Below are 21,610 nucleotides of genomic sequence, written 5' to 3'. Positions count from 1 at the left end.
GGTCACAAACTGACGCGCTGGTCCTGGGGCAGGAAGAGTTTGTCGGTCTCCTTGACGTCGAAGGTGGCGTAGAACTCCGGGAGGTTGCGGACGACCTGGTTGCAGCGGAACTCGCTGGGGGAGTGGACGTCGTTGGTGACCAGCCACTCGGTGTACTCGGCGGTGGACTTGGTGCGCCAGTTGCGGGCCCAGGAGCGGAACATGTCGGTGTAGTCGGGGGTGTCGCGGCCCTTGCGCTTCTCGGCGAGGCGGTAGGCGGCGAGGGAGATCATCAGGCCGCGCAGGTCGGCGAGGTTCTCGCCGACGGTGAGTTCGCCGTTGACGTGCTGATCGATGCCCTCGGGGACCAGCGCGTCGTACTGGTCGATGAGCTGTTTGGTACGGGTGTCGAAGGCGGCGCGGTCCGCCGGGGTCCACCAGTTGCGCCGGTTGCCGTCGCCGTCGTACTTCGAGCCCTGATCGTCGAAGCCGTGGCCGATCTCGTGGCCGATGGTGGCGCCGATCGCGCCGTAGTTCACCGCGGGTTCGGCGTCCTTGTCGAAGAAGGGGGCCTGCAGGATCGCGGCGGGGAAGTTGATCGAATTGGAGGCGGCGGAGTAGTAGGCGTTGACCTCCTGCGGGGCCATGCCCCATTCCAGCTTGTCGACCGGCGTGCCGAGATGATTCATGCTGCGCTTGGACTCGAAAGTGTTGATGGCGCGCAGGGATTCGATCAATTTCCCGCGGGTCACCTTCAGCGTCGAATAGTCCACCCACTTGTCGGGATAGCCGATCTTGACGGTGATCTTGTCCAGTTTGGCGATGGCCGCGTCCCGGGTCTGCGGGGACATCCAGCTCGAATTGTGGAAGTTGTCGCGGTAGGCGGCGATGATGTCGTTGACCATCTCCTTCGCGCGGTCCTTCGCGTCGGGCGGGAAATGCTTTGCGACATAAGCCTTTCCGAGCTGCTCCCCGGCGTACTGGTTGACCGTTCCGATCGCCGACTTCCACAGTTCGGGCCGCTGCTGCGTCCCGTTCATCACCTTGCCGAAGAAGTCGAAATTGGCGTCGGAGATGTCCTTCTTCAGGAAGCGGGCGAACTCGCGCACGAGATAGAGCTTCAGATACTCGCGCAGCACGGCGATATCGGTCTCGGTCCACAGCTTGCCCGCCGCGGTGACGAACGACGGCTCGCCGACGACGATCTTGTCGAACAGGTTCTTGGGCCGGTCGGTCGTGCCCGCCAGCCAGGCGTCCCATTCGAAAGTCGGTGCGAGAGCGACCAATTCGTTCCAGGACTTGAGGTTGTAGGTGGCGTCGCTGTCGCGGGTGCGCACGTTGTCCCAGAAGCCCGCGGCGATCCGCTTCTCCAGATCGAACACCCGTTGCGCCATCCCCGCCGGATCGGGGAAGCCCGCGCCGGTGGCGATGCGTTCGAGATAGGTGCGGTAGGCGGCGAGCTTGTCGGCCTGTTCGGGCTTGCGGTAGTACTGCTCGCCGAGGCCGATGCCGGACTGGCTCACGTACGGGATGTAGGCGTTGGAATCCTTCTGATCGACCGAGACGTTCAGCCCGATCAGCCCGGCGATCGGCAGCTCGCCCATCACCTTCGCGAGGTCTGCCTTCGTCGGGGCCTTGTCCACCTTGTCGAACAGGTCCTGCAACGGCGACATGCCGAGCTTCTCGATCGTGTCCAGATCCATCCGCGCGTCGTACAGGTCGCGGATCTGCTGCTCGGGCGTGCCGTCCTTCGGGTCCTTGATGGCCTCGACGATCTCGCGCAGCTGCCCCTCGACCCGATCGGACACCTCGTCGAACGTGCCGAAGCTGTTCTTGTCCGGGGGCAGCTGATACTCCCGCAGCCACTTCCCGTTGACGTGCCGGTACAGATCGTCCTGCGGCCGCACCGCCGGATCCACCCCCGACAGATCGGCCCCGTGCAACTGCACCGGCGCCGACTGTTTCGAACACGCCACCAGCGCGGTCGCCACCGGCACCGCCCCCAGCGCGATCAGAAACGAACGACGATCCAGGCGGGCCCGGCCTCGAGATGTCACAGGCAACCTCTTCCCGACGGTATGGCGATCTGGCTGTGCGATCGAGGCTAATGTCTCCGGCGTTCCCGCGTCATCCCGCCGGGCCGTCGAGGGGCATCGCCCGCGCCTCCCTTCTCTCTGCTCCCGGCCGCGCTCTCGGGCCGGGATTTGGGGACCACCTGCGCCTTCGCTACACTGGCCAGGTTGCCTGCGGGACAGTTGTGCCCGCACTTCGGCCGTGAACCCCCAGTGGTGATCGCTTCGATCGCGAGAATCCGCTGGCAGGCGCGCGTTCGAGGGGCAGCTGACCATGCCCGTCGGGTCGGTAATCCGGCGTGCATATCGTCCAGGTCCAGGAGGAGAGCTGAAGTGATTCAGCAAGAGTCGCGGCTGCGCGTCGCCGACAACACGGGTGCCAAGGAGATCCTCTGCATCCGCGTGCTCGGCGGTTCGTCGCGTCGCTATGCCGGTATCGGCGACGTGATCGTCGCCACCGTGAAGGACGCCATCCCCGGCGGCAACGTCAAGAAGGGCGATGTCGTCAAGGCCGTCGTCGTGCGCACCACCAAGGAGCGCCGGCGTCCGGATGGCAGCTACATCCGTTTCGACGAGAACGCCGCGGTGCTGATCAAGGCGGACAACGATCCGCGCGGCACCCGCATCTTCGGCCCCGTCGGCCGCGAGCTGCGCGACAAGCGTTTCATGAAGATCGTTTCGCTGGCCCCGGAGGTGCTCTGACATGAAGGTGCACAAGGGCGACACCGTGATCGTTATCTCGGGTAAGGACAAGGGCGCCAAGGGCAAGGTCATCCAGGCCTACCCGAAGGAGCAGCGGGTCCTGGTCGAGGGCGTGAACCGCATCAAGAAGCACGTCGCGAACTCCGCGAACCAGCGCGGCGCCAGCTCGGGCGGCATCGTGACCCAGGAGGCGCCCATCCACGTGTCGAACGTGATGGTCGTCGACTCCGACGGCAAGCCGTCCCGCGTGGGCTACCGCACCGACGAGAACGGCAAGCGGGTGCGTATCTCCCGTCGCAACGGGAAGGACATCTGATGACCACCACCGAGAAGATCCAGCCCCGGCTGAAGCTGCGCTACCGCGAGGAAATCAAGGACGCGCTGAACAAGGAATTCAACTACGCCAACGTGATGCAGATCCCGGGCGTGGTGAAGGTCGTGGTGAACATGGGCGTCGGCGACGCCGCCCGCGACGCCAAGCTGATCAACGGCGCCGTCGCCGACCTGGCCCTGATCACCGGTCAGAAGCCGGAGATCCGCAAGGCCCGCAAGTCCATCGCGCAGTTCAAGCTGCGTGAGGGCATGCCGATCGGCGCCCGCGTCACCCTGCGCGGCGACCGCATGTGGGAGTTCCTGGACCGCCTCGTGTCCATCGCCCTCCCCCGAATCCGCGACTTCCGCGGCCTGTCGCCGAAGCAGTTCGACGGCAACGGCAACTACACCTTCGGTCTCTCGGAGCAGTCGATGTTCCACGAGATCGACGTCGACAAGATCGACCGCCCCCGCGGCATGGACATCACGGTCGTCACCACGGCCACCAACGACGAAGAGGGCCGCGCCCTCCTGCGTCACCTCGGCTTCCCGTTCAAGGAGAACTGAGCATGGCTAAAAAAGCTCTGATCAACAAGGCCAACCGGAAGCCGAAGTTCGGCGTGCGCGCCTACACCCGCTGCCAGCGCTGCGGCCGGCCGCACGCGGTGTTCCGCAAGTTCGGGTTGTGCCGTGTGTGCTTGCGGGATATGGCGCACAAGGGTGAGCTGCCCGGGGTGCACAAGGCTTCCTGGTAGGACTTCACTACGCTGAGTGCGGTGGTCCATCCGAGGACGGACCACCGCACTCGCGTATCTCGATGAGGGTGGACACGGGCTCGGGACCTCGATATGGTCACGAGCTATGAGTGCAGGGGGAAGATGGGGTGGAGGCTTTCTTTTCGTTCTCGGCGCAATGAATCCGACACTCGACCGTCTGGCCGTGGTATGAGTTCGGAATTCCGCGTCGACCTCGAGCAGCTCGACCAGATCGCCTCTCGCTTGAACGGCTTGTCCAGCTTTGTCACGAGCCATCTGGACGAGTTGGATAACAAGATCGGATCGCTGCGGCACGGTAGCTGGGAGTCTCTGGCTGCTTCCGCCTACGCCGAAGCCCACGCGCAATGGAGTTCGGCCGCACGCGAATTCGCTCGGGGCGTCGCCGAGGTGAGTCATGCGGCAAGAAGAGCTCACGAGCGCTACACTCGTGCGGTCGAACTGAGTAGGCAGATGCACGGGGGCGGGTGACGGTGTGGGCAACCCCATCGCACTCGACTGGCAGACCTACTACGACGCGGCTGATCGATGTCATACATTAGCCAGTGAAATCGCCGATGTTCTGCGTGGATTGCTGAGCACACTCGAAGAGTGCGAGCGAATGGCGGGCGATTCACGGGAAACGGTCGAATGGTCGAAGGCGTACGACAGGCACGCCGAGGATGTCATCTCGACGTGGATGACCCTGTGCAACGCGTTGGCGAAATATGGTGATGCACTTGCGGCCACCGGTTTCAACTACGGCACCAGCAACCATTCGAAGCCACCCCTTCCCAGTCTCCAAGGTGCGATTTTCTCCGGACGTGAGTATCACATAATTCCCTCCGCCACCGGCGATAACGGTCCCGGAGTCGACACATTCGATCAACTGGTGAAGGCTCTCGGCAAAATTCCCAATGGTGATCGCGACAAGCTGGCCAAGGCCGCCACCGCATGGACCGCTGCCGCAGGACACGATGGCATCCATTCGGCGGCCGACAAAATTCAGGCGATCAAGGAACTTTTCGATCACGGGCACCCGAATGTCGACGACATTCTTCGTAATCTCGAGACGCTGCGAACCGGCGCGTCGGGAATCGCGCAGGGCGCCTTGGCCTTCGGCCCGCCGGTCTCCGACTTCAACGCCGCCCTCGGCGAGATGCGCAGCCAGGTCGCCGTGGAGGTTGAAGAGACGGTCAAGGCGCTGGCGGCCAGTGTTGCGGTGGCCGTAGCCCTCTCGATTTTCACCGCCGGGGTGAGCGCTGTCGCGGAAGCCGGCGGTATTGCCGTCATTGTGGCCGATGCTGTCAATGTCATTCGAAATACCATCAGCGTGAGCCGATTGATGAAAGTCACTGGGGTGGTAAGCGGGGTAGCGACCGCTGCGGTAGCCACGCAGGCCTTCAAAGATGTGCCTGACATGGCCATAAGATCCGGGCTGGCCGCGATCGCAGCAATCACCGTGAAAATGGCAGACCTCAGCGATTCGGGCTCAGACGACTCGCACGCCGGTGGCGCGGCGATGCCTGCACCGAATCAGGCTGTCACGGACAAGATGACGCAGATGCTGGCCAACGGAATTCATCCGAACTATGACTGCTCGGAAATTGCAGAAGATCTGGAGGAGGCCGCCGATGGGGAGGGGGAGATCATTCGCGTCGATCCACCCGACGGAAAGCCATCGCTGTCCGTACGCGAGCAGGAGCACTCGACCGAATACATGTACCACGAAGTGTACACTGACGGAAATTATGTCTACGACCCGCGGTTGAGTCCGCAGCCCGTTCCGAAAACCGAATGGGAGAGACAGATGTTGGGTGACAATCCCGGTGCCAAGGTGAGGACGGTGCGCTGATGACCGCAGGACCCGCAGAGTTCATTGCCACGCTGAAACGCTTCGGCACATTGGAGTGGTACCGCTTTGGTGGTGGTATCACAGAATCCGGGATCTACGACCCGCCGCTGATTGTGTGGCGGTACGCGGAACCACGCCCGTCATGGGTCGCGGAAAAGATTCAGCAGCTCGTCGGTGCGGAGGATCTTCTGATCGACTGGGCCTTCGACACGAGTCGAAGGAATTGGGTTCTTGTCCCGGCTCGAGTGCTCGAAGAACAAGAACGGCAGAGCCTGCCCACCGATGCGAGCGCTGTGGCCCTACTCATGCGAAACGACCAAGATTTCTGCCGACAGGCCGTGTTGGACTTCGAGCTGATCGTGCAGAACATGGCACGAATGTCGGACGATTCCTGATTCTCGGGAGTGTGGCGCCGGGGGCGCGACGATGACGTTCCCATCCTCCAAACCCACATTGCCTTCGGCCACGGCGTCCACCGCTGCATCGCCACCGCTCTCCCGCGCCGAGACCACGGTCGCAGAGTGCCATATCCGGCCTGCTGGCCGACCGGCGTGACTGGCCCGTGTTGGTGCGGGTTCGGCAGAGCCGACGCGATCGACATCACCCGCGTGGGACGGTTGTGCCCGCTACAAGGTGGTCACCGACCGCTGGGGGACCATCATCAACATGTACCCGATCTAGGAGGACGCTTGGCCATCGATGTCGCGATTCAAGACATGAATCATCAACGGTTGGAATACGTTTCGGGTCCAGTTGGGCAATGGCTTTCCGATTCGGTGCTCGAGGTTCCCTTGGGATCGATGATGAGGGGGATCCACAGGTACGCGGATACCATGTTCAATTCGTATCAGCTCAAGTTCTTTCTCAAGGAGCTAGCGGGGATGAGGCCGAAGGACGATCATGAGGGGGAAATGATTGCGGTCCTCTCCGCAGCCGCAGAGCAGGCTATTCTCCTTCATGGCTACCTCTGGTTCAGTGGCGACTGATTCAGGGTGCGCCGGACACAATTGGCGAGAACGGCGTTCGGTCGAGCGCGCAAGACGAAACCGTTGTCGATCGTGCGTATCTGATCGAGTAGCAGCGCGTCGTGGTCGACGGCCGCAACACACACAATCGCGTCGTCGGGTCCTTTGCAACGTGTGCTTTGCCATAATCGGTGCCGTTGTCATCGATAACGGCGACCTGAGAGAAGTTGTGGCGCACCATGATCGTGATCGCGCGGGTCAGGTCAGCGGTCGAGGCGACGTACTGCAGCTTCGACGGCAGATCGCCCAATCGTCGGGTTACCGGTACGGACTCAGAGACATCCTCGATGAGCTCGGGGAATGAGCGAAAGCGAGAGCATGCATCCGGAGATCATCGAGCACGAGGACCGTTGGATCCTCCTGCCGCTGCGGGGCGGTCGCGTGGTGGGGGTGGATTGGCGTCCGGAGGAGGTCGGCCTTCTTCTGGACACGGATTTCCTGATTGTGATCGGTTACGACGCTGAGCTGTCGCCGCAATCGGTTGCCAAGGATGCGATCGGGCGTCACCAGATCGGACATTGGCGTCGGGACGAAGTCGAGAATGCACTGAAATCCGAGATTCTTTCGCCGGTGTTTTTCAAATCCGGCGGGGCTAGAGTCGCTTTTCGAAACGGTTGGAAGCTGTTCCTCCCGGAGTGTCCGGCAACGTCACCTGCGGCTGTAGTCGCGGGTTCTCAGGGCCACTGGATTTCGTGCACGACTACGTCGGAGACCCTCATCTTCATGAGCGCACTGGGGATTTGGATGAGGAAGAGCTGAAGGTCCGGGCTCGAGAGGTTTATGAGCGGTTGTACGGTTGATTCTTTCCGAGATGGAGCCGTGAAATGAGCGAAGCGCTGATCCGGTTCGAGTTACCGGCATCGTTCATCGAGTCGAGGGCCAAGTTGACCCCGCGCGAACTCGGCTACGGCTACCGCAATGGGTGGATCACGGACCTGGACGTGGTTCGCTTGGCGATGACGGACGTTGTGCCGGAGACCGAGCCCATGGAGGTGGTCGAGTCACTTTCGTTGCTTCTCTCCGATGAGCTCGGCAAGGTCGATGATCTGGTTGATCGTCTGGTCGTCGATGGGCGCGCGGTCTGGGTCTATCTGACCGTGGCCTGGGTTTATGAGCACCCCTCCGATTTCGAGGGAAAGCCCTTTCTAGCAATCGAAAAGCTGTATGCCGAGTTCGATTATCCGCCGGAGATGGAGCCGTTCATTCCATGCCTGCCTCCGCTCACGGACGGGACGCCCGGATTCGAAGGGCTCGAGGAGCGTCTGCGCGATTACCTGTCGGAGAGCTGGCAACGGTATCACGAGGCGCGGTAGAACCGGCCTTTCGGTCTGTCATCCATGCCGCGGCCGTGCGCGCTAATCAAGGACCATTGGACCACGTCGATTTCAGCCACTATTGCGATCCGCTCCCGAACCCGTCACTCTGGAACTGTCTTCGTCAACCAGCGTCGACGAATGTGGGGGTTCGTACGTGAGCGGTGGAACGAGCTTCAATCAGGAGCGGCGGCGACTCGCCGTCGAGCGGGCGATCAGCGAGTTGGGGCCGATGCCGACACGTCGGCGCAACGTCATATCCGGTCTGCTGGCCGATCGGCGCGGCTGGCATGTTTTGGTACGGGATCGGCCGGAGTCGACGAGCGATCGAGTGGGCCTGTTGCTGATCGGCACGGGCGGCGTCTTTGCCTTTGTATTCGGCGATCAGCCGCTCGACGGGACCGAGATCGCACGATTGCGGGCCCACCTCCAGCAACTGCTGGATGGTGTGAGGGTGAGCGGGTCGCCACACGAATTCGTCACGGACACAGTGCGATTGGTTCTGGTGACCGCACCGCACCAGCGGGTTCGAAGTGATGGCCGGTTCCTGGTGGTCAGTGAGATCGACTATCCACGGGCGATCGCCGGGCCCAAACGCCTGTCTCGCGGAGCCGCCGACGGATTGGCTCGGGCAGCGGCGCAACGCGACCGCCAACTGGTCTCGCTGTCTGTCGAAGACCGGCCCGAGACCACCGGCGCCGACGCGCTGATCGGAGTCGATGAACTTGTCGACCAGGAGCGGGAACGGGCGCTGCGCGAACCGCTTCCGTCCTGGATGACATTCCTCGATCCCGCACAGCGCGCCTTGGTGACGAAGAATTACAGCGGCCCCGCTCGCATCGCCGGGCCGGCCGGTACCGGAAAGACGGTCGTCGCGCTGCATCGGATGGCGAGCCGCGCACATCGTACGACCGGAAAACTGCTGTTCACCACCTTCGTTCGCAATCTGCCGCGCTGCCAGGAACGAGCCTTCGCGCGGTTGGCGCCCTTCGCCGCCGACCGCGCCCAGTTCATGACCCTGCATGCCTGGGCCGGGCAGCTGCTGGACAGTCGAAATCACCACGTCACGATGAACCTGACCAAGGCCGACAACGCCTTCAATCTCGCGTGGTCGAGAGTGGGCAGCCGGGGACCGCTCGGTGCGATCGAACCGGACAACCGCTATTGGCGCGCCGAGATCGACCGGCTGATCAAGGGCCGTGGTATGGGTACCGAGGATTTCGAGGAGTACGCGTCCGTCGTGCGACGGGGCCGCAGCGGAGTGTTGCGCCGTGACGCCCGCGCGGCCGTCTGGAAGCTCTTCCGCGAATACGAGAAGATTCGCGAAGAAATGAATTTTCTCGACGCCAATGACCTGATCACCGCGGCCCTGCGCGAACTTCAGCGTGAACCGCTCGACGACCGGTACGACATGGTCGTCGTCGACGAGGTGCAGGATATGACGGTGCAGGGATTGCGGCTCGTGCACGCCATCCCCGGTGACGCGCCCAATGCGCTCCTGCTGGTCGGCGATGGACAGCAGAAGATCTACGCGGGCGGTTGGCGGATCGCGGACGCGGGGATCCGAATCGTCGGCCGCGGCGAATTGCTGAAGGTCAATTATCGCAATTGCGCTGAGGTCATGCGGCTGGCCGCGTCCTTCGAAGGCCGCAATCTCGTGGATGATCTCGACGGTATTCCCGCCGTCACGCTCGGCCGCGCCCAGACCGCGCTCTCCGGCGGCGACGCCGTCACCTGGTCCGGTACGGATGCCGAGGTCGAGGAGGCGATTCACGAGCAACTCCAGCGGATTCGGGAGAAGGGCATCCCGCTCTCGGCGACGGCCCTCATCACTCGGACCAATCACGAGACCATCCGATTCCGAAACGCCCTGCGGCGCTGGGGCATTCCCTTCCAGGACCTTCAGGACTACTGCGGCGACGACGCGGAGGAGTCGGTGAAGATCGGAACCGTGTTCCGAGCCAAGGGCCTCGATTTCAGGGCGGTTCTCCATCCGTATTTCACCAGGTCGGGGCCGCTGGAGCCCGCGACCGATTCGGAGCGGGACCGGGCCGAATTGTCGGCGAACCAGAGATTCGTCGCCATCACCCGGGCACGCGAATACGCCTGGCTCGGAATCATCGGCGAGTAGGCCGCGATCTAGACGGTCGAACCCACCAACTCGGAGAGAAAGGCACGAGTCTCCGGATCCACCGAGTAGACGACGGCACCCCGCATCCCTCTGGTCAACAGCACCTTGTACACATTGCGCACCAACGTGTCGAAGGTTTCATCGGAGACCGGATTATTCTTCTTACCCTTGAGCGCGGGATCGCGGGTGCCCTCTCGGACCGAGACGAACTGCCCGTCGCGCACGACGAGATCGGGTCCGAAAATGATTCCCGCCCAATCATATTCGAATCCCTGCGCGGTATACACACACCCGATCTGCCCGAACCCCCGCGGATCCGTCGCCCACAACGGGCTCGGCGGGGCGTCGCCGACCGCACGATCGCCGCGCAGATTCCACGGCCGTTTCCACTCACCGATCACGACGTCGTCGACCAGGGTGCCGTCATCCTTGGGTGAACTCCACGGCCAGCAGTAACCCGCGGCGATGCGGGCGGTGAGGCCTTCCGCGTTCTTGGCGCGGAGGAAATCCTCCATCTCTCGGGGCGAGTTCGCGACGTGGACCTCGAATGTGGGATCGCCGGTCCAGGGCGTGGGGCCGCCTTCCCGCAGGCCGAGCAGGCGTCGAACCCATTCGTCGTAGGCCCCGCTGCCGCCGCAGCGGAACTGTCCGTCCAATTCGATCTCGTGCACGATATGCCCGGAACGGGCCGCATGGCGTTTGATCTCCTGGACCCGTCCGACTTCATCGGGACGCACGACCTGATGTTCGTCGAGGAGGAATACCGGCACCCGCGCGACCGACATCAGTTCGTCGAGTTGCGGGCGGCCGGTGCGCGCGGCCTTGGGGGTGAAGCGGTTCGTCGATACCTCGCGGATGCGGTGGGCCTCGTCGCAGATGAGGACGTCGAGTTCGTTCTCGCCCAGGGTGGCGAAGTTCCGAAAGTATTTGAACAGGCCCTGCAATTCGGTCGAACCCTTCGCCGGGAACTTGCGAAGCGATTCGGTGAAAGCCAGTGATCCGGTGGCGTGCCGAACGCGATATCCGTCCCGATGCAGTTCGGCGAGTAGGGAAACCGCGATGAGGCTCTTACCGCTGCCCGGTCCGCCGGTGACGATGACGACGCTCTTGTGATTGGACCGGTGTGCCGCACGCACCTGGTTCATCACCGTCTCGTAGGCCAGTTTCTGCTGGTCGAGCAGGGTGTATTCGGTGGCGGCCCGGAGTTCGGCCCCGGTGAAGGAGAACAGATTCGGCTTGGGTCTGAGGGGACTGCTGAGCAGGCGTTCGGCGGCATCGCCCGCGGGTTGCGGGGCGAGCTGGCTCCGCAGGAATTCCAGGAACTCGTCGTGTTGATCACCGGTGAACAGGCGGCCCATTCGGTCCGGCTGTCGGGCGCGCAGCGCGGTCACCGAATTCTCGGTGGCGTTGTGCAGATACGCCACTCCGCTCACCGCATGGGGACGAGCGTGCAGGATCTCGACGAACTGGGTGAGATACCGGCAGTAGCCGCGCACCTGATCGATCGGATGCAACTGTTCGTTCGGAATTCCCGAGGCCCGGACGATGCGGTCCAAATTCCACACGGTCTCCGCCCGGCTCCACTGCTTCAGTTCGACGACCACATAGCTGTCCTCGCCGGTCTGCGGATGTGCGCCCGCCAGAATCACATCAGCCCGGCGGCTGGATTCGGGCAGCCGGTACTCGATGAGCATCTGCGTCTTTTCCAGGCCGATCTCGGCGAGATCCCGCGCGATCCACGGCAAACTCACATCCCAGGACCGTTGTTCGGCGGTGGGCCGTTCCCGCCGAGTACGACCCAAATGCTCGGTCACCATCGCGGACAGCTGATTCTGCGCGGACAGCGCCAGCACCTCTTCGGCGGTCGAACGGTACACCTGGTTCGGCAAGGCAGGAACCCCCGGATAGCACGAATGATCGTGCGGTGGGGGCGTATCCGCGTCAGCGGAAGCCCGTCGAGCCGCATGTGACGACGAGAGGTCAACTTACCAAAGGGCTTTCGCGGCCGCCCAATCAGTCGCGGGTCATGTCGTGATCGCGGGCTCGGTTGCCGAAGCTCACGCACCCTCCGCGGCCGTCGGTGAAAGCCCCTTCCAGCACGGTTCGATATGTGGGACTACCACTCGTAAAGGGACAAGTCGGACTTGCTGTGGCGGTGGACAGTAGGTGTCCGGAATGCTGTATCCCATGCCGTTCGAAGTGAATCCCGATAGTCTCCGGCAAGCTGCTGCGGCTCTGGCCCTACTGCCGGAAGAGATCGATCATGCGCCACAGGTGAAATCGCAGCCGGTGGCGGATGCGCTGAAGGGATCGGCCGTGGGGGATGTGCTGGCGGGTTTGGATGCGGTCAGTTCGTTGGCCAAGGCCGTGTTGCAGGCCCGGTTCAACGAGTTCTCCGGGGCGTTGGCGTTGTCCGCCGACAAATTCCACGGCAGCGATGTGGACGCGGCTCAACGGATCGCGACCGTCGCCGATTTCAATTCCGGGAATCCCGCCGAACCGGCACTGCCGACCTCGTTTCCGGGGCGGTGACCATGGCGACGCCGAGTCAGGTGAGCAATTGGGATGTCGCCGGATTGGCCGGTCTGGCCGCGGACGCCACCGCGCTGGCGGACGCGATCGCCAAGGCGGCCGACACGATGCACACCACCATTCACGACGGCCTGGTCTGGAAAGGCGCGGCCAAGGACGCCGCCGAAGGCAAGGCCGACAGGGAGCAGAAACAGATGCGTGCCGTGGCGACGGCTTACGACGATATCGCCGCGGCCTGCTCGGGTGCCCACGACGAAATGGCCCACCCGCTCTCGGAGATCAAGACCATCCTCCAACTCTATGCCGTCGCTCCGGTCGCCGTGGCCGACGATTGGACCATCACCGGAGTCGAGGATTGGAATTCCGATGCGGGACAGCAGCTTTCCCGCTTGTCCGGCCTCGTCGCGACGCTGGTGTCCGCGGACGTGAAATGGAGCGCCAAACTCTCCCACGCGCGTCATGAACTCGCGATGCTGGCAACGGATTCGGCGCTGAAAACGGAGTCCGCGGAGATTCAGAAGATCAAAAAGGAGGATCCCAAGGCGATCGCGGACAGTATCGCCACCAATCCCACCTCGTTCTGGGCGCCGGATGTGCCGGGAATGACCGCGTCCACGATCGCGGGAGCCATGACGGAGGGGACCCGGCTGGGGTTGGAGAATGCGGCGAAGGACGCGGGTGACGCGGGGGTGCTCAAATGGGTCGAGAACTGGGGAAACGTCGGAAAGGACGGCACCTGGGCTCGCGATGTCTCGTCCGGGTTCAGCAGATTGGGAGTCGTGGGTAGCGCGATCGGGACGGTCCCTTCCATCGTGGACGATATTCATGGCGGGATGGACCCGACCGAGGCGGTCGTGAGTGAGGGCGGCGGAACTGCGGCGGGGTTGCTGGCGGGTGGTGTGCTCGGGGGTATGGCCAGCGGAGCGGTCGCCGGGACAGAACTCGGGAGCGTGGTTCCAGGCGTCGGAAACGTGGTGGGTCTCGTCGTCGGATCCGCGGTGGGCGCCGGTGCGTCCTACTTGGGGTCGAAAGGGATTCAATGGCTATGGGAATGACCGAACCGAACGGCTCGGCGTCGCGGTCGGAGGTGGCTTTTCCGCAGTGGCAATGGGTTCCGGCTTGGCCGGTTTCGGGCCGCTCGCTCGGTACCCGGGTTCTCGCGGCGGTCACAGGTGGGGCGCTCCTGATCGTCGCCGTTGTTTGGATCGCCATCGTGATTGTCGACGGGCTGCGCGCGCGGCACACCATCACGGTGATCGGTGGCCTTGGCGGCGCTTCGATGGTCGGAGGTATCGGATTCGTGCTCATCGGCAACGCGGATTTGGTGCGTCGCAAACCCCGCGCCGAGGCATTTCGCCGTCTGGACGGTGAACACGGTCCCGGAGTTGTGCTTCGACCCCGCCGGACCAATCCGATACTGTACCTCGCGCTCGGTGGCGTCGCGGTTTATGGAATCGCCGCGTGGCTCGCCTGGCGGAACGGATTCTATGACGACGGTCTGCTGCCGTTGTCGAAAAACAATCAGGGTGGCGCGACATTGGCGCTAATATTCGGTGTGGTCAGCGCCCTGTGCGCGCTGGTGTTGGCCGTCCTGCTTCGTTGGAAACTGTCGGTCGAGCTGTATCCCCTCGGCGTGAAAAGGCCCAGCGCATTTCCGGGTGGTGACCGGAAGGATCGGTTCGTGAAATGGGACGACGTGGCGTCGGTCGCGAAAGGAGAGTTTCGCTCGTCGGCCCAAGCGGGGCCGCTACCGACCATCGATCTGTACCTCAGAACGCCCTGCCCCCCGGTTACCCGATTGGAGCTGCGGCTGGACCGGCCGGACCGAGTGGCGCTGCCGGTGTATGCCCTTGCGGGAGAGGCGAATACGATTCTGGCTGTCGTGCGGATCCTGGTTTCGCAGCCCGAGTCCCGAGTTTGTCTGGCCCATCCGGATGCCCCGGCGTGGTTCACCCCACCCCCGCTGGCAGAGCAGCAGAGGTTGTCCAAGTTGTACCCCGAAGGAAATGCGGCGCAATGACTTCCGGATCGCCGGGCGGCATGCCCCTCTCTGTGGCCGAGTATCTGAACCGCGCCGGGGTTGGTCTCGTGGTCGCCCATCGAGACACCGTGGGTGCGCCGATCGCGGAGGTTCTGGTGCCGGTCGGCTGGCGTCGAGTGGCGGCGGCCGCGTTCCCGCATGCCTACGGGGTGTGGGCGCTACCGCCCGCGGAAGGAGAGGGCTGGGCGGACAACGCGGTGCTACTGATCGGCAGGTTGACCGGTGAAGTGGATGCTGCGGCCTTGTTGAGCTGTGCATTCACGAGTTCCCGCGCGTTGCCTGGTTGGTCCGAGGAGCACAGCGGCAGTGGGACTTTCGGCGGACAACCGTCCGCTGTGATCAGCGGCCGGTATTCAGCGGGCGCGCTGAGGCTCTGGTCGTCCAACCGCTACCTGCTCTTTCGAGTCACCCGCCAGCAGTTCCTCGTGCAGCTCACGGTCACGACCCGAGTCGAATCGATCAGGGACGGCGATGCCGTTGCGGGCTCTTTGCGGGTGAGACCTCCGCTGTCGCCGTCGGAACTGGAACAGGCGAAAGACAAGTCACCTGATCCGGGAACCCGGCCGGAGCCACTCCGCCACTGGCCCCCAGGCCCCGTCTTCGACCACACCGAAGACGACGAATACTTCACCCGAAAACGCCGCACCGGCTGGCTGGAATGACCCCGCCTACGCGCAGTGGATCAAGAACTTCACCGTAGCCGGTTCATCCACCTTGATATCCGCCGTCTCACTCGCCACCGCGTCCGGCTGGCACCCCGACGGCACCGTCGTCACCGTCGCCCGGTAACACCCGGCCGAAACCTGTTGCGACGCATTGCCATCCTTGCCCGTGGTGATCGTCGCGAGTTCGGAATCGTTCTCGCACGACGTCACCCGCACCGCCACCCCAGGCACCGGGAACCGCTCGGTGCCCGTCCCCGCCTGCACCGTCAGCTGGCCGCCGGGGCCGGACGGCTCCGACTTCTGTGCCGCGTCGGCGTGGCTGGGGGTCGCGGTGACCGTCGGTTTGTCGTCGGCGCAGCCGGTTATCGTCACCACCGCGGCGAACACCGAGAACGCGAAGATCGCGGAACGCACAAGCTCTCCTCTCGAGGGCGGATATATCGAGCTGTCGTGCTGCGTGACACCTTAGGCGCACCAGACCCCGACTGTGTCCCAACCCACCCCACCCGAATTTTGCCCAGCTCACGCCCCCCTTTACACTGAACCGGTTGCCTGGGGAGCTCTGTGTCCGCACACGACCCCCGCCAACAAGCACTCAACCGACCGGCCAAAGCCGGCCGGACCAGCCGAATTGCTGTAGGCCCACGATCGGCGTGCCCGTAGGGACATGCCGGTGCTGCATGGGAACCGCGGCGAGAAAGGTGAGTGGTCTACCCATGACCATGACTGATCCGATTGCAGACTTCTTGACCCGTCTGCGCAACGCCAACTCGGCGTACCACGATCAGGTGAAGGCGCCGCACTCCAAGCTGAAGGCGAACATCGCCGACATCTTGAAGCGTGAGGGCTACATCGCCGACTACCGCGTCGAGGACGCGCCCGTCGGCAAGACCCTGATCGTCGACCTGAAGTACGGACAGAGCCGCGAGCGCTCGCTCGCCGGTGTGCGCCGGGTGTCCAAGCCCGGTCTTCGGGTGTACGCGAAGTCCACCAACCTGCCCAAGGTGCTGGGCGGCCTCGGCGTGGCCATCATCTCCACGTCGCAGGGCCTGCTCACCGACCGTCAGGCCAAGCAGCAGGGTGTAGGCGGGGAAGTCCTCGCCTACGTCTGGTAAGGGAGGTAGGAGCAATGTCGCGTATCGGCAAGAAGCCGATCCCGGTTCCCACCGGCGTCGAGGTGACCATCGACGGCCAGAGCGTGACGGTGAAGGGTTCCAAGGGCACCCTGTCGCACGTCGTGGCCGAGCCGATCACCGTCGCCAAGGGTGAGGACGGCCAGATCGAGGTCGTCCGCCCCAACGACGAGCGCCAGAACCGGTCGCTGCACGGGCTGACCCGGACCCTGATCGCCAACATGATCCAGGGCGTGACCCAGGGTTACGAGAAGAAGATGGAAATCTTCGGCGTCGGTTACCGCGTGCAGGCCAAGGGCTCGAACCTCGAGTTCGCCCTGGGCTACAGCCATCCGGTTCCGGTCGAGGCCCCCGAGGGCATCACCTTCAAGGTCGAGACCCCCACCAAGTTCTCGGTGTCGGGCATCGACAAGCAGAAGGTCGGCCAGATCGCCGCGGTCATCCACGGCCTGCGCAAGCCCGACCCGTACAAGGGCAAGGGCATCCGGTACGAAGGCGAAGTCGTTCGCCGCAAGGTCGGAAAGACGGGTAAGTAAGCCATGGCACAAACCGAAACCCAGAAGGCCGCGCGCAAGCCGCTCGGCAAGGATGTGTCGACTCGGCGTCGTGTTGCCAAGACCCGCCGACACTTCCGTCTGCGCAAGAAGGTCCTCGGCACCGCCGAGCGTCCGCGTCTGGTCGTGTTCCGCTCCTCGCGGCACCTGCACGTCCAGCTCGTCGACGACTCGATCGGCCAGACCGTCGCCGCCGCCTCCACGATCGAGCCCGATGTCCGGGCCGTCGAGGGCGACAAGAGCGCCAAGGGCGCGAAGGTCGGCGAGCTGATCGCCGCCCGCGCCAAGGCCGCCGGTGTGGAGACCGTGGTGTTCGACCGCGGTGGCCACGACTACCACGGCCGGATCGCCGCGCTCGCGGACGCCGCTCGGGAAGGCGGGTTGAAGTTCTGATGACCAAGCTCACCAACGGAAGGAATGTCTGATGCCGGGACGTCAGCGGCGTGACGGCGGCAACGGACCCGCCGGACAGAACGGAAGCAACGAGGGCGGTCGCGGCGAGCGTCGCGGTCGCCGCGACGATCGTCGCGAGCAGACCCAGGCCGAGAAGAACCAGCTCGAGCGGGTCGTCGCCATCAACCGCGTCTCCAAGGTCGTCAAGGGTGGCCGGCGCTTCAGCTTCACCGCCCTGGTGATCGTGGGCGACGGCAACGGCCTGGTCGGCGTCGGCTACGGCAAGGCCAAGGAAGTTCCCGCGGCCATCCAGAAGGGTGTCGAGGAGGCGCGCAAGAACTTCTTCCGCGTCCCGATGATCGGCTCGACCGTCACCCACCCGGTTCAGGGTGAGGCGGCGGCCGGTGTGGTCATGCTGCGTCCGGCCTCGCCCGGTACCGGTGTGATCGCCGGTGGCGCGGCCCGTGCCGTGCTGGAGTGCGCCGGTATCCACGACATCCTGGCCAAGTCGCTGGGCAGCGACAACGCCATCAACGTCGTGCACGCGACCGTGGCGGCCCTCAAGCAGCTGCAGCGTCCCGAGGAGGTGGCGGCCCGTCGCGGTCTGCCGATCGAGGACGTCGCTCCTGCGGGCATGCTGCGTGCGCGCGCGGGAGTGGGAGTCTGACATGGCACAGCTGAAGGTGACCCAGATCAAGTCCACGATCGGCGCCAAGAAGAATCAGCGCGAGTCGCTGCGCACCCTCGGCCTGCGCGGAATCCGCCAGACCGTTGTGCGCGAGGACAATTCGCAGAACCGCGGGCTGATCAACGTCGTGCGCCACCTCGTTACCGTTGAGGAGGTCAACGCATGACCATCAAACTGCATCATCTGCGTCCGGCCCCCGGCGCCAAGACCGAGAAGATCCGCGTCGGTCGCGGTGAGGGCTCCAAGGGCAAGACCGCGGGCCGCGGTACCAAGGGTACGAAGGCTCGCAAGAACGTGCCCGCCCGCTTCGAGGGCGGCCAGATGCCGATCCACATGCGGCTGCCGAAGCTGAAGGGCTTCACCAACCCCTTCCGCGTCGAGTACCAGGTCGTGAACGTGGGCGACATCGCCCGGCTGTTCCCCGAGGGCGGGACCATCGGCAAGGACGAACTCGTCGCGGCGGGCGCGGTCCGCAAGAACGAGTTGGTCAAGGTGCTCGGCAACGGGGAAATCGGTGTGGCCGTTCAGGTCAGCGCCGACAAGTTCTCCGGCTCCGCGAAGGAGAAGATCACCGCCGCCGGTGGCACCGCCACCGAGCTGGGCTGACAGTAAGGGTCAATAGACAGTGGGCGCCGGACGGGTGAGAGCCCGTCCGGCGCCGCTGTTAGAGTTCAATTGTTGTCTGCCATCGCCCCATGTCGTTAGCCAGGAGGATCTGTGCTTTCCGCCTTCGTATCGGCTTTCCGGACCCCGGACTTACGGCGGAAGATTCTCTTCACGCTGGGCCTGATCGTGCTGTACCGCATCGGTGCGACACTGCCGTCGCCCGGTGTGGATTACAAGGCGGTCCGGCACTGCGTCGACATCGTCTCCGGCGGTGACAACGCGGGCATCTACCAGCTGATCAACCTGTTCTCCGGCGGCGCGCTGCTGCAGCTGTCGATTTTCGCGATCGGCATCATGCCCTACATCACGGCGAGCATCATCATCCAGCTGCTCACCGTGGTGATTCCGCGTTTCGAGGAACTGCGCAAGGAAGGCCAGTCCGGCCAGACCAAGATGACGCAGTACACGCGGTATCTCGCGATCGCGCTGGCGGTGCTGCAGGCGACCGGTCTGGTGGCGCTCGCCGCCCGCAAGCAGCTGATGCCGAGCTGCCCGCAGGACATCCTCGCGGACACAAGCGTTTTCGGCATGATCATCATCGTGCTGGTGATGACCGCCGGTGCGTCGCTGGTCATGTGGTTCGGCGAGCAGATCACCGAGCGCGGCGTCGGAAACGGCATGTCGCTGTTGATCTTCGCGGGTATCGCGGCGCGAATCCCCAGTGAGGGCAAGCAGATTCTCGACAGCAAGGGCGGGTTGATCTTCGGCCTGGTCTGCTTCGCGGCGCTGCTGGTCATCGTGGCGGTGATCTTCGTCGAACAGGGTCAGCGCCGGATCCCGGTGCAATACGCCAAACGCGTGGTGGGCCGCAAGATGTACGGCGGCTCGTCGACCTATCTGCCGTTGAAGGTCAACCAGGCGGGCGTGATTCCCGTGATCTTCGCGTCCTCGCTGCTGTATCTGCCGAACCTGGTCGCCCAGTTGACGCAGAACACCTCCGGCGGCAAGGGCAGCTGGTGGCAGGAGATCATCCAGAAATACTTGGTCAACCCTGGTAACCCGGTCTATGTGGCGATCTACTTCGCGTTGATCGTGTTCTTCACCTACTTCTATGTGGCGATCACGTTCAATCCGGAGGAACGCGCGGACGAGATGAAGAAGTTCGGCGGGTTCATCCCCGGGTACCGCCCGGGCAAGCCCACCGCGGACTATCTGCAGTACGTCCTGAGCCGCATCACCCTGCCGGGTTCGCTCTACCTGGGTCTGGTGGCCGTGCTGCCGAATGTGTTCCTGCACATCGGCGCGGCCGGAGGGTCCAACTTCCTGCCCTTCGGCGGCACCTCGGTGCTGATCGTGGTGAGCGTGGGCCTCGATACGGTCAAACAGATCGAGAGCCAATTGATGAACAGAAATTACGAAGGGTTCCTCAAGTGAGACTCGTACTGCTCGGACCGCCGGGTGCCGGCAAGGGCACGCAGGCTGAACTGCTGTCGGACAAGCTGGGTGTTCCGCACATCTCCACCGGGAACCTCTTCCGCGCGAACATCTCTCAGCAGACCCCGCTGGGTCGTGAGGCGCAGAAGTACCTGGACGCGGGCAATCTGGTGCCCAGCGACGTGACCAACCGCATGGTGGAGTCGCGCATCGCCGAGCCGGACGCCGCCAACGGCTTCGTCCTCGACGGCTACCCGCGCACGGTCGACCAGGCCGAGGCGTTGGAGAAGATGCTCAAGGAGTCCGGCGGCGAGCTCGCCGGCGTGGTCAGCATCGTCGTGCCCGAGGACGTCGTGGTGCAGCGGATGCTGGGCCGCGGCCGCGACGACGACAACGAGGGCGTCATCCGCAACCGGCTGCGCGTCTATCGCGAGGAGACCGAGCCGCTGCTCGATCACTACGACGGTTCGGTCGTCTCCGTCGACGGCGTGGGCTCGGTCGAGGAAGTGAACGAGCGCATCCTGCGGGCCCTGGGTCGCTGACGGAATGGTCTTCGGCCGCAAGAACAAGAAGGTGGTGCCGTTCCGCACCGCCGGAGAACTCGACGCCATGGCCGCGGCCGGCGCGATCGTCGGCCAGGCCCTGGTCGCGGTGCGGACCGCGGCCAAGCCGGGCGTCTCGACGCTCGAGTTGGACGAGATCGCCGAACAGGTCATCCGCGACGCCGGTGCGGTTCCGTCGTTCAAGGGCTACCACGGATTCCCCGGGTCGATCTGCTCGTCGGTGAACGACCGTGTGGTGCACGGCATTCCGTCCGCCGACGAGGTGCTCGCCGACGGCGATCTGGTATCGATCGACTGCGGCGCGATCCTGGACGGCTGGCACGGCGATTCGGCGTGGACGTTCGGCATCGGGACCGTCATCGAGGCGGACCGTCTGCTCAGCGAGGCCACGCGACTGTCGATGGAGGCCGGTATCGAGGCGATGCTGCCCGGTAACCGGCTCACCGACGTCTCCCACGCCATCGAGTTGGGGACCCGCGCCGCCGAACGCGACCACGGCCGCGCCTACGGCATCGTCGACGGCTACGGCGGCCACGGCATCGGCCGCCAGATGCACATGGACCCCTTCCTCGCCAACGAGGGCGACCCGGGCCGCGGCCCGAAGCTGGTCGTCGGCTCGGTCCTGGCGATCGAACCCATGCTGACCCTCGGCACCACCCAAACCCGCGTCCTGGCCGACGACTGGACGGTCGTCACGGAAGACGGCAGCCGAGCCGCCCACTGGGAACACACGGTAGCGGTAACCGAACAAGGCCCCCGAATCCTCACCCCCCGCCCCGAATAGCACTCCCACCCAGCCGCACCCTCTATTCGGATCCGCACCCCCTTCAGTGCCCTGGAAGGTGTGCGTGTGGGAACAA

At 64.3% G+C, this 21,610-nt stretch carries 28 protein-coding genes; 24 read left to right on the top strand and 4 right to left on the bottom strand.

The window, feature by feature from the left end; translation table 11 throughout:
* Window positions 1-2 precede the first annotated feature (2 nt).
* Window positions 3-2,036, bottom strand: coding sequence for a M13 family metallopeptidase (locus ACWDSJ_RS06180; protein ID WP_450029624.1), 2,034 nt, complete (start codon window positions 2,034-2,036; stop codon window positions 3-5).
* A 348-nt stretch (window positions 2,037-2,384) separates the two neighbouring features.
* Here ACWDSJ_RS06180 and rplN point away from each other — a divergent pair, with 348 nt between their 5' ends.
* The 8 genes from rplN (at window position 2,385) to ACWDSJ_RS06140 (ending at window position 6,658) form a co-directional block, all read left to right on the top strand.
* Window positions 2,385-2,753 (top strand): 50S ribosomal protein L14, encoded by a 369-nt coding sequence (gene rplN / locus ACWDSJ_RS06175; RefSeq protein ID WP_040745724.1) that lies wholly within the window; start codon window positions 2,385-2,387, stop codon window positions 2,751-2,753.
* A gap of 1 nt (window position 2,754) precedes the next feature.
* On the top strand, window positions 2,755-3,069 hold the full coding sequence (gene rplX / locus ACWDSJ_RS06170; protein WP_387362873.1) for a 50S ribosomal protein L24: 315 nt from the start codon (window positions 2,755-2,757) through the stop codon (window positions 3,067-3,069).
* The gene (rplE, locus tag ACWDSJ_RS06165; RefSeq protein ID WP_387362871.1) at window positions 3,069-3,632 is read left to right on the top strand and encodes a 50S ribosomal protein L5; all 564 of its coding nucleotides are present in this window, start codon (window positions 3,069-3,071) and stop codon (window positions 3,630-3,632) included. Before rplX ends, rplE begins: the two co-directional genes overlap by 1 nt.
* Window positions 3,633-3,634: 2 nt before the next feature.
* Window positions 3,635-3,820: a type Z 30S ribosomal protein S14 gene (locus ACWDSJ_RS06160; RefSeq protein ID WP_387362869.1), complete on the top strand. Its 186-nt coding sequence runs from the start codon at window positions 3,635-3,637 to the stop codon at window positions 3,818-3,820.
* A 189-nt stretch (window positions 3,821-4,009) separates the two neighbouring features.
* Window positions 4,010-4,309, top strand: a complete 300-nt coding sequence (locus ACWDSJ_RS06155; RefSeq protein WP_450029621.1) for a WXG100 family type VII secretion target — start codon at window positions 4,010-4,012, stop codon at window positions 4,307-4,309.
* Window positions 4,310-4,313: 4 nt separating this feature from the next.
* The gene (locus tag ACWDSJ_RS06150; protein WP_450029619.1) at window positions 4,314-5,672 is read left to right on the top strand and encodes a hypothetical protein; all 1,359 of its coding nucleotides are present in this window, start codon (window positions 4,314-4,316) and stop codon (window positions 5,670-5,672) included.
* On the top strand, window positions 5,672-6,067 hold the full coding sequence (locus ACWDSJ_RS06145; RefSeq protein WP_450029617.1) for a hypothetical protein: 396 nt from the start codon (window positions 5,672-5,674) through the stop codon (window positions 6,065-6,067). Before ACWDSJ_RS06150 ends, ACWDSJ_RS06145 begins: the two co-directional genes overlap by 1 nt.
* Window positions 6,068-6,361: 294 nt before the next feature.
* Window positions 6,362-6,658: a hypothetical protein gene (locus ACWDSJ_RS06140; RefSeq protein ID WP_450029615.1), complete on the top strand. Its 297-nt coding sequence runs from the start codon at window positions 6,362-6,364 to the stop codon at window positions 6,656-6,658.
* Window position 6,659: 1 nt separating this feature from the next.
* On the opposite strand, the gene ACWDSJ_RS06135 is transcribed toward ACWDSJ_RS06140, so the two are convergent.
* Entirely contained in the window at window positions 6,660-6,947 is a 288-nt protein-coding gene (locus tag ACWDSJ_RS06135) for a hypothetical protein (protein WP_450029613.1), read from the bottom strand.
* A gap of 50 nt (window positions 6,948-6,997) precedes the next feature.
* Here ACWDSJ_RS06135 and ACWDSJ_RS06130 point away from each other — a divergent pair, with 50 nt between their 5' ends.
* The 3 genes from ACWDSJ_RS06130 to ACWDSJ_RS06120 all read left to right on the top strand — a co-directional run bounded on the left by ACWDSJ_RS06130 (window position 6,998) and on the right by ACWDSJ_RS06120 (window position 10,141).
* Window positions 6,998-7,456 (top strand): hypothetical protein, encoded by a 459-nt coding sequence (locus ACWDSJ_RS06130; protein WP_450029611.1) that lies wholly within the window; start codon window positions 6,998-7,000, stop codon window positions 7,454-7,456.
* A gap of 65 nt (window positions 7,457-7,521) precedes the next feature.
* Window positions 7,522-8,010: a DUF2247 family protein gene (locus ACWDSJ_RS06125; protein ID WP_450029609.1), complete on the top strand. Its 489-nt coding sequence runs from the start codon at window positions 7,522-7,524 to the stop codon at window positions 8,008-8,010.
* A 331-nt stretch (window positions 8,011-8,341) separates the two neighbouring features.
* On the top strand, window positions 8,342-10,141 hold the full coding sequence (locus tag ACWDSJ_RS06120) for a UvrD-helicase domain-containing protein (protein ID WP_450029607.1): 1,800 nt from the start codon (window positions 8,342-8,344) through the stop codon (window positions 10,139-10,141).
* 8 nt (window positions 10,142-10,149) lie between these two features.
* Here the strand turns inward: ACWDSJ_RS06120 and ACWDSJ_RS06115 are convergent, their stop codons facing one another.
* Window positions 10,150-12,030: a DNA/RNA helicase domain-containing protein gene (locus ACWDSJ_RS06115; RefSeq protein WP_450029605.1), complete on the bottom strand. Its 1,881-nt coding sequence runs from the start codon at window positions 12,028-12,030 to the stop codon at window positions 10,150-10,152.
* Between the two features lie 298 nt (window positions 12,031-12,328).
* On the opposite strand from ACWDSJ_RS06115, the gene ACWDSJ_RS06110 reads away from it, so the two are divergent.
* Genes ACWDSJ_RS06110 through ACWDSJ_RS06095 form a run of 4 tightly spaced genes read left to right on the top strand, consistent with a single transcriptional unit; the run spans window position 12,329 to window position 15,376 of the window.
* Window positions 12,329-12,673, top strand: coding sequence for a hypothetical protein (locus tag ACWDSJ_RS06110; protein WP_450029603.1), 345 nt, complete (start codon window positions 12,329-12,331; stop codon window positions 12,671-12,673).
* Entirely contained in the window at window positions 12,670-13,728 is a 1,059-nt protein-coding gene (locus ACWDSJ_RS06105; RefSeq protein ID WP_450029601.1) for a hypothetical protein, read from the top strand. Before ACWDSJ_RS06110 ends, ACWDSJ_RS06105 begins: the two co-directional genes overlap by 4 nt.
* Window positions 13,725-14,693 carry a hypothetical protein gene (locus ACWDSJ_RS06100; protein ID WP_450029600.1) on the top strand — a complete coding sequence of 323 codons (969 nt, stop codon included), beginning with the start codon at window positions 13,725-13,727 and terminating at the stop codon, window positions 14,691-14,693. Before ACWDSJ_RS06105 ends, ACWDSJ_RS06100 begins: the two co-directional genes overlap by 4 nt.
* Entirely contained in the window at window positions 14,690-15,376 is a 687-nt protein-coding gene (locus tag ACWDSJ_RS06095; RefSeq protein ID WP_450029598.1) for an LpqN/LpqT family lipoprotein, read from the top strand. The genes ACWDSJ_RS06100 and ACWDSJ_RS06095 overlap by 4 nt, the downstream gene beginning before the upstream one ends.
* A 6-nt stretch (window positions 15,377-15,382) precedes the next feature.
* Here the strand turns inward: ACWDSJ_RS06095 and ACWDSJ_RS06090 are convergent, their stop codons facing one another.
* Window positions 15,383-15,793 carry a hypothetical protein gene (locus ACWDSJ_RS06090; protein WP_387362847.1) on the bottom strand — a complete coding sequence of 137 codons (411 nt, stop codon included), beginning with the start codon at window positions 15,791-15,793 and terminating at the stop codon, window positions 15,383-15,385.
* Between the two features lie 302 nt (window positions 15,794-16,095).
* Between ACWDSJ_RS06090 and rpsH the strand changes: the two genes are divergently transcribed.
* The 9 genes from rpsH to map all read left to right on the top strand — a co-directional run bounded on the left by rpsH (window position 16,096) and on the right by map (window position 21,534).
* Entirely contained in the window at window positions 16,096-16,494 is a 399-nt protein-coding gene (gene rpsH, locus ACWDSJ_RS06085) for a 30S ribosomal protein S8 (RefSeq protein WP_387362845.1), read from the top strand.
* A gap of 14 nt (window positions 16,495-16,508) precedes the next feature.
* Window positions 16,509-17,048 (top strand): 50S ribosomal protein L6, encoded by a 540-nt coding sequence (rplF, locus tag ACWDSJ_RS06080; RefSeq protein ID WP_387362843.1) that lies wholly within the window; start codon window positions 16,509-16,511, stop codon window positions 17,046-17,048.
* A 3-nt stretch (window positions 17,049-17,051) separates the two neighbouring features.
* Complete coding sequence (gene rplR / locus ACWDSJ_RS06075; RefSeq protein ID WP_387362841.1) at window positions 17,052-17,459, top strand: 50S ribosomal protein L18; 408 nt, start codon at window positions 17,052-17,054, stop codon at window positions 17,457-17,459.
* Between the two features lie 31 nt (window positions 17,460-17,490).
* Window positions 17,491-18,126, top strand: a complete 636-nt coding sequence (gene rpsE, locus ACWDSJ_RS06070) for a 30S ribosomal protein S5 (RefSeq protein ID WP_387362839.1) — start codon at window positions 17,491-17,493, stop codon at window positions 18,124-18,126.
* A gap of 1 nt (window position 18,127) precedes the next feature.
* Complete coding sequence (gene rpmD, locus ACWDSJ_RS06065) at window positions 18,128-18,313, top strand: 50S ribosomal protein L30 (RefSeq protein WP_387362837.1); 186 nt, start codon at window positions 18,128-18,130, stop codon at window positions 18,311-18,313.
* The gene (gene rplO / locus ACWDSJ_RS06060; protein ID WP_387362835.1) at window positions 18,310-18,753 is read left to right on the top strand and encodes a 50S ribosomal protein L15; all 444 of its coding nucleotides are present in this window, start codon (window positions 18,310-18,312) and stop codon (window positions 18,751-18,753) included. Before rpmD ends, rplO begins: the two co-directional genes overlap by 4 nt.
* Window positions 18,754-18,864: 111 nt before the next feature.
* Window positions 18,865-20,187: a preprotein translocase subunit SecY gene (gene secY / locus ACWDSJ_RS06055; protein ID WP_387362833.1), complete on the top strand. Its 1,323-nt coding sequence runs from the start codon at window positions 18,865-18,867 to the stop codon at window positions 20,185-20,187.
* Entirely contained in the window at window positions 20,184-20,729 is a 546-nt protein-coding gene (locus ACWDSJ_RS06050; RefSeq protein ID WP_450029594.1) for an adenylate kinase, read from the top strand. Before secY ends, ACWDSJ_RS06050 begins: the two co-directional genes overlap by 4 nt.
* A gap of 4 nt (window positions 20,730-20,733) precedes the next feature.
* Window positions 20,734-21,534 (top strand): type I methionyl aminopeptidase, encoded by an 801-nt coding sequence (gene map / locus ACWDSJ_RS06045; protein ID WP_450029592.1) that lies wholly within the window; start codon window positions 20,734-20,736, stop codon window positions 21,532-21,534.
* The last annotated feature ends 76 nt before the right edge of the window (window positions 21,535-21,610 follow it).

Source organism: Nocardia sp. NPDC003482, assembly GCF_053588115.1.
This window is presented reverse-complemented; position numbering and strand designations above follow the sequence as displayed.

Coding starts and splice junctions, on each gene's coding strand:
- rplX (WP_387362873.1), top strand. CDS start 2,755: ATGAAGGTGCACAAGGGCGACACCGTGATCGTTATCTCGGGTAAGGAC.
- rplE (WP_387362871.1), top strand. CDS start 3,069: ATGACCACCACCGAGAAGATCCAGCCCCGGCTGAAGCTGCGCTACCGC.
- ACWDSJ_RS06160 (WP_387362869.1), top strand. CDS start 3,635: ATGGCTAAAAAAGCTCTGATCAACAAGGCCAACCGGAAGCCGAAGTTC.
- ACWDSJ_RS06155 (WP_450029621.1), top strand. CDS start 4,010: ATGAGTTCGGAATTCCGCGTCGACCTCGAGCAGCTCGACCAGATCGCC.
- ACWDSJ_RS06145 (WP_450029617.1), top strand. CDS start 5,672: ATGACCGCAGGACCCGCAGAGTTCATTGCCACGCTGAAACGCTTCGGC.
- ACWDSJ_RS06130 (WP_450029611.1), top strand. CDS start 6,998: ATGAGCGAAAGCGAGAGCATGCATCCGGAGATCATCGAGCACGAGGAC.
- ACWDSJ_RS06125 (WP_450029609.1), top strand. CDS start 7,522: ATGAGCGAAGCGCTGATCCGGTTCGAGTTACCGGCATCGTTCATCGAG.
- ACWDSJ_RS06110 (WP_450029603.1), top strand. CDS start 12,329: ATGCCGTTCGAAGTGAATCCCGATAGTCTCCGGCAAGCTGCTGCGGCT.
- ACWDSJ_RS06100 (WP_450029600.1), top strand. CDS start 13,725: ATGACCGAACCGAACGGCTCGGCGTCGCGGTCGGAGGTGGCTTTTCCG.
- ACWDSJ_RS06095 (WP_450029598.1), top strand. CDS start 14,690: ATGACTTCCGGATCGCCGGGCGGCATGCCCCTCTCTGTGGCCGAGTAT.
- rpsH (WP_387362845.1), top strand. CDS start 16,096: ATGACCATGACTGATCCGATTGCAGACTTCTTGACCCGTCTGCGCAAC.
- rplF (WP_387362843.1), top strand. CDS start 16,509: ATGTCGCGTATCGGCAAGAAGCCGATCCCGGTTCCCACCGGCGTCGAG.
- rplR (WP_387362841.1), top strand. CDS start 17,052: ATGGCACAAACCGAAACCCAGAAGGCCGCGCGCAAGCCGCTCGGCAAG.
- rpsE (WP_387362839.1), top strand. CDS start 17,491: ATGCCGGGACGTCAGCGGCGTGACGGCGGCAACGGACCCGCCGGACAG.
- rpmD (WP_387362837.1), top strand. CDS start 18,128: ATGGCACAGCTGAAGGTGACCCAGATCAAGTCCACGATCGGCGCCAAG.
- rplO (WP_387362835.1), top strand. CDS start 18,310: ATGACCATCAAACTGCATCATCTGCGTCCGGCCCCCGGCGCCAAGACC.
- map (WP_450029592.1), top strand. CDS start 20,734: ATGGTCTTCGGCCGCAAGAACAAGAAGGTGGTGCCGTTCCGCACCGCC.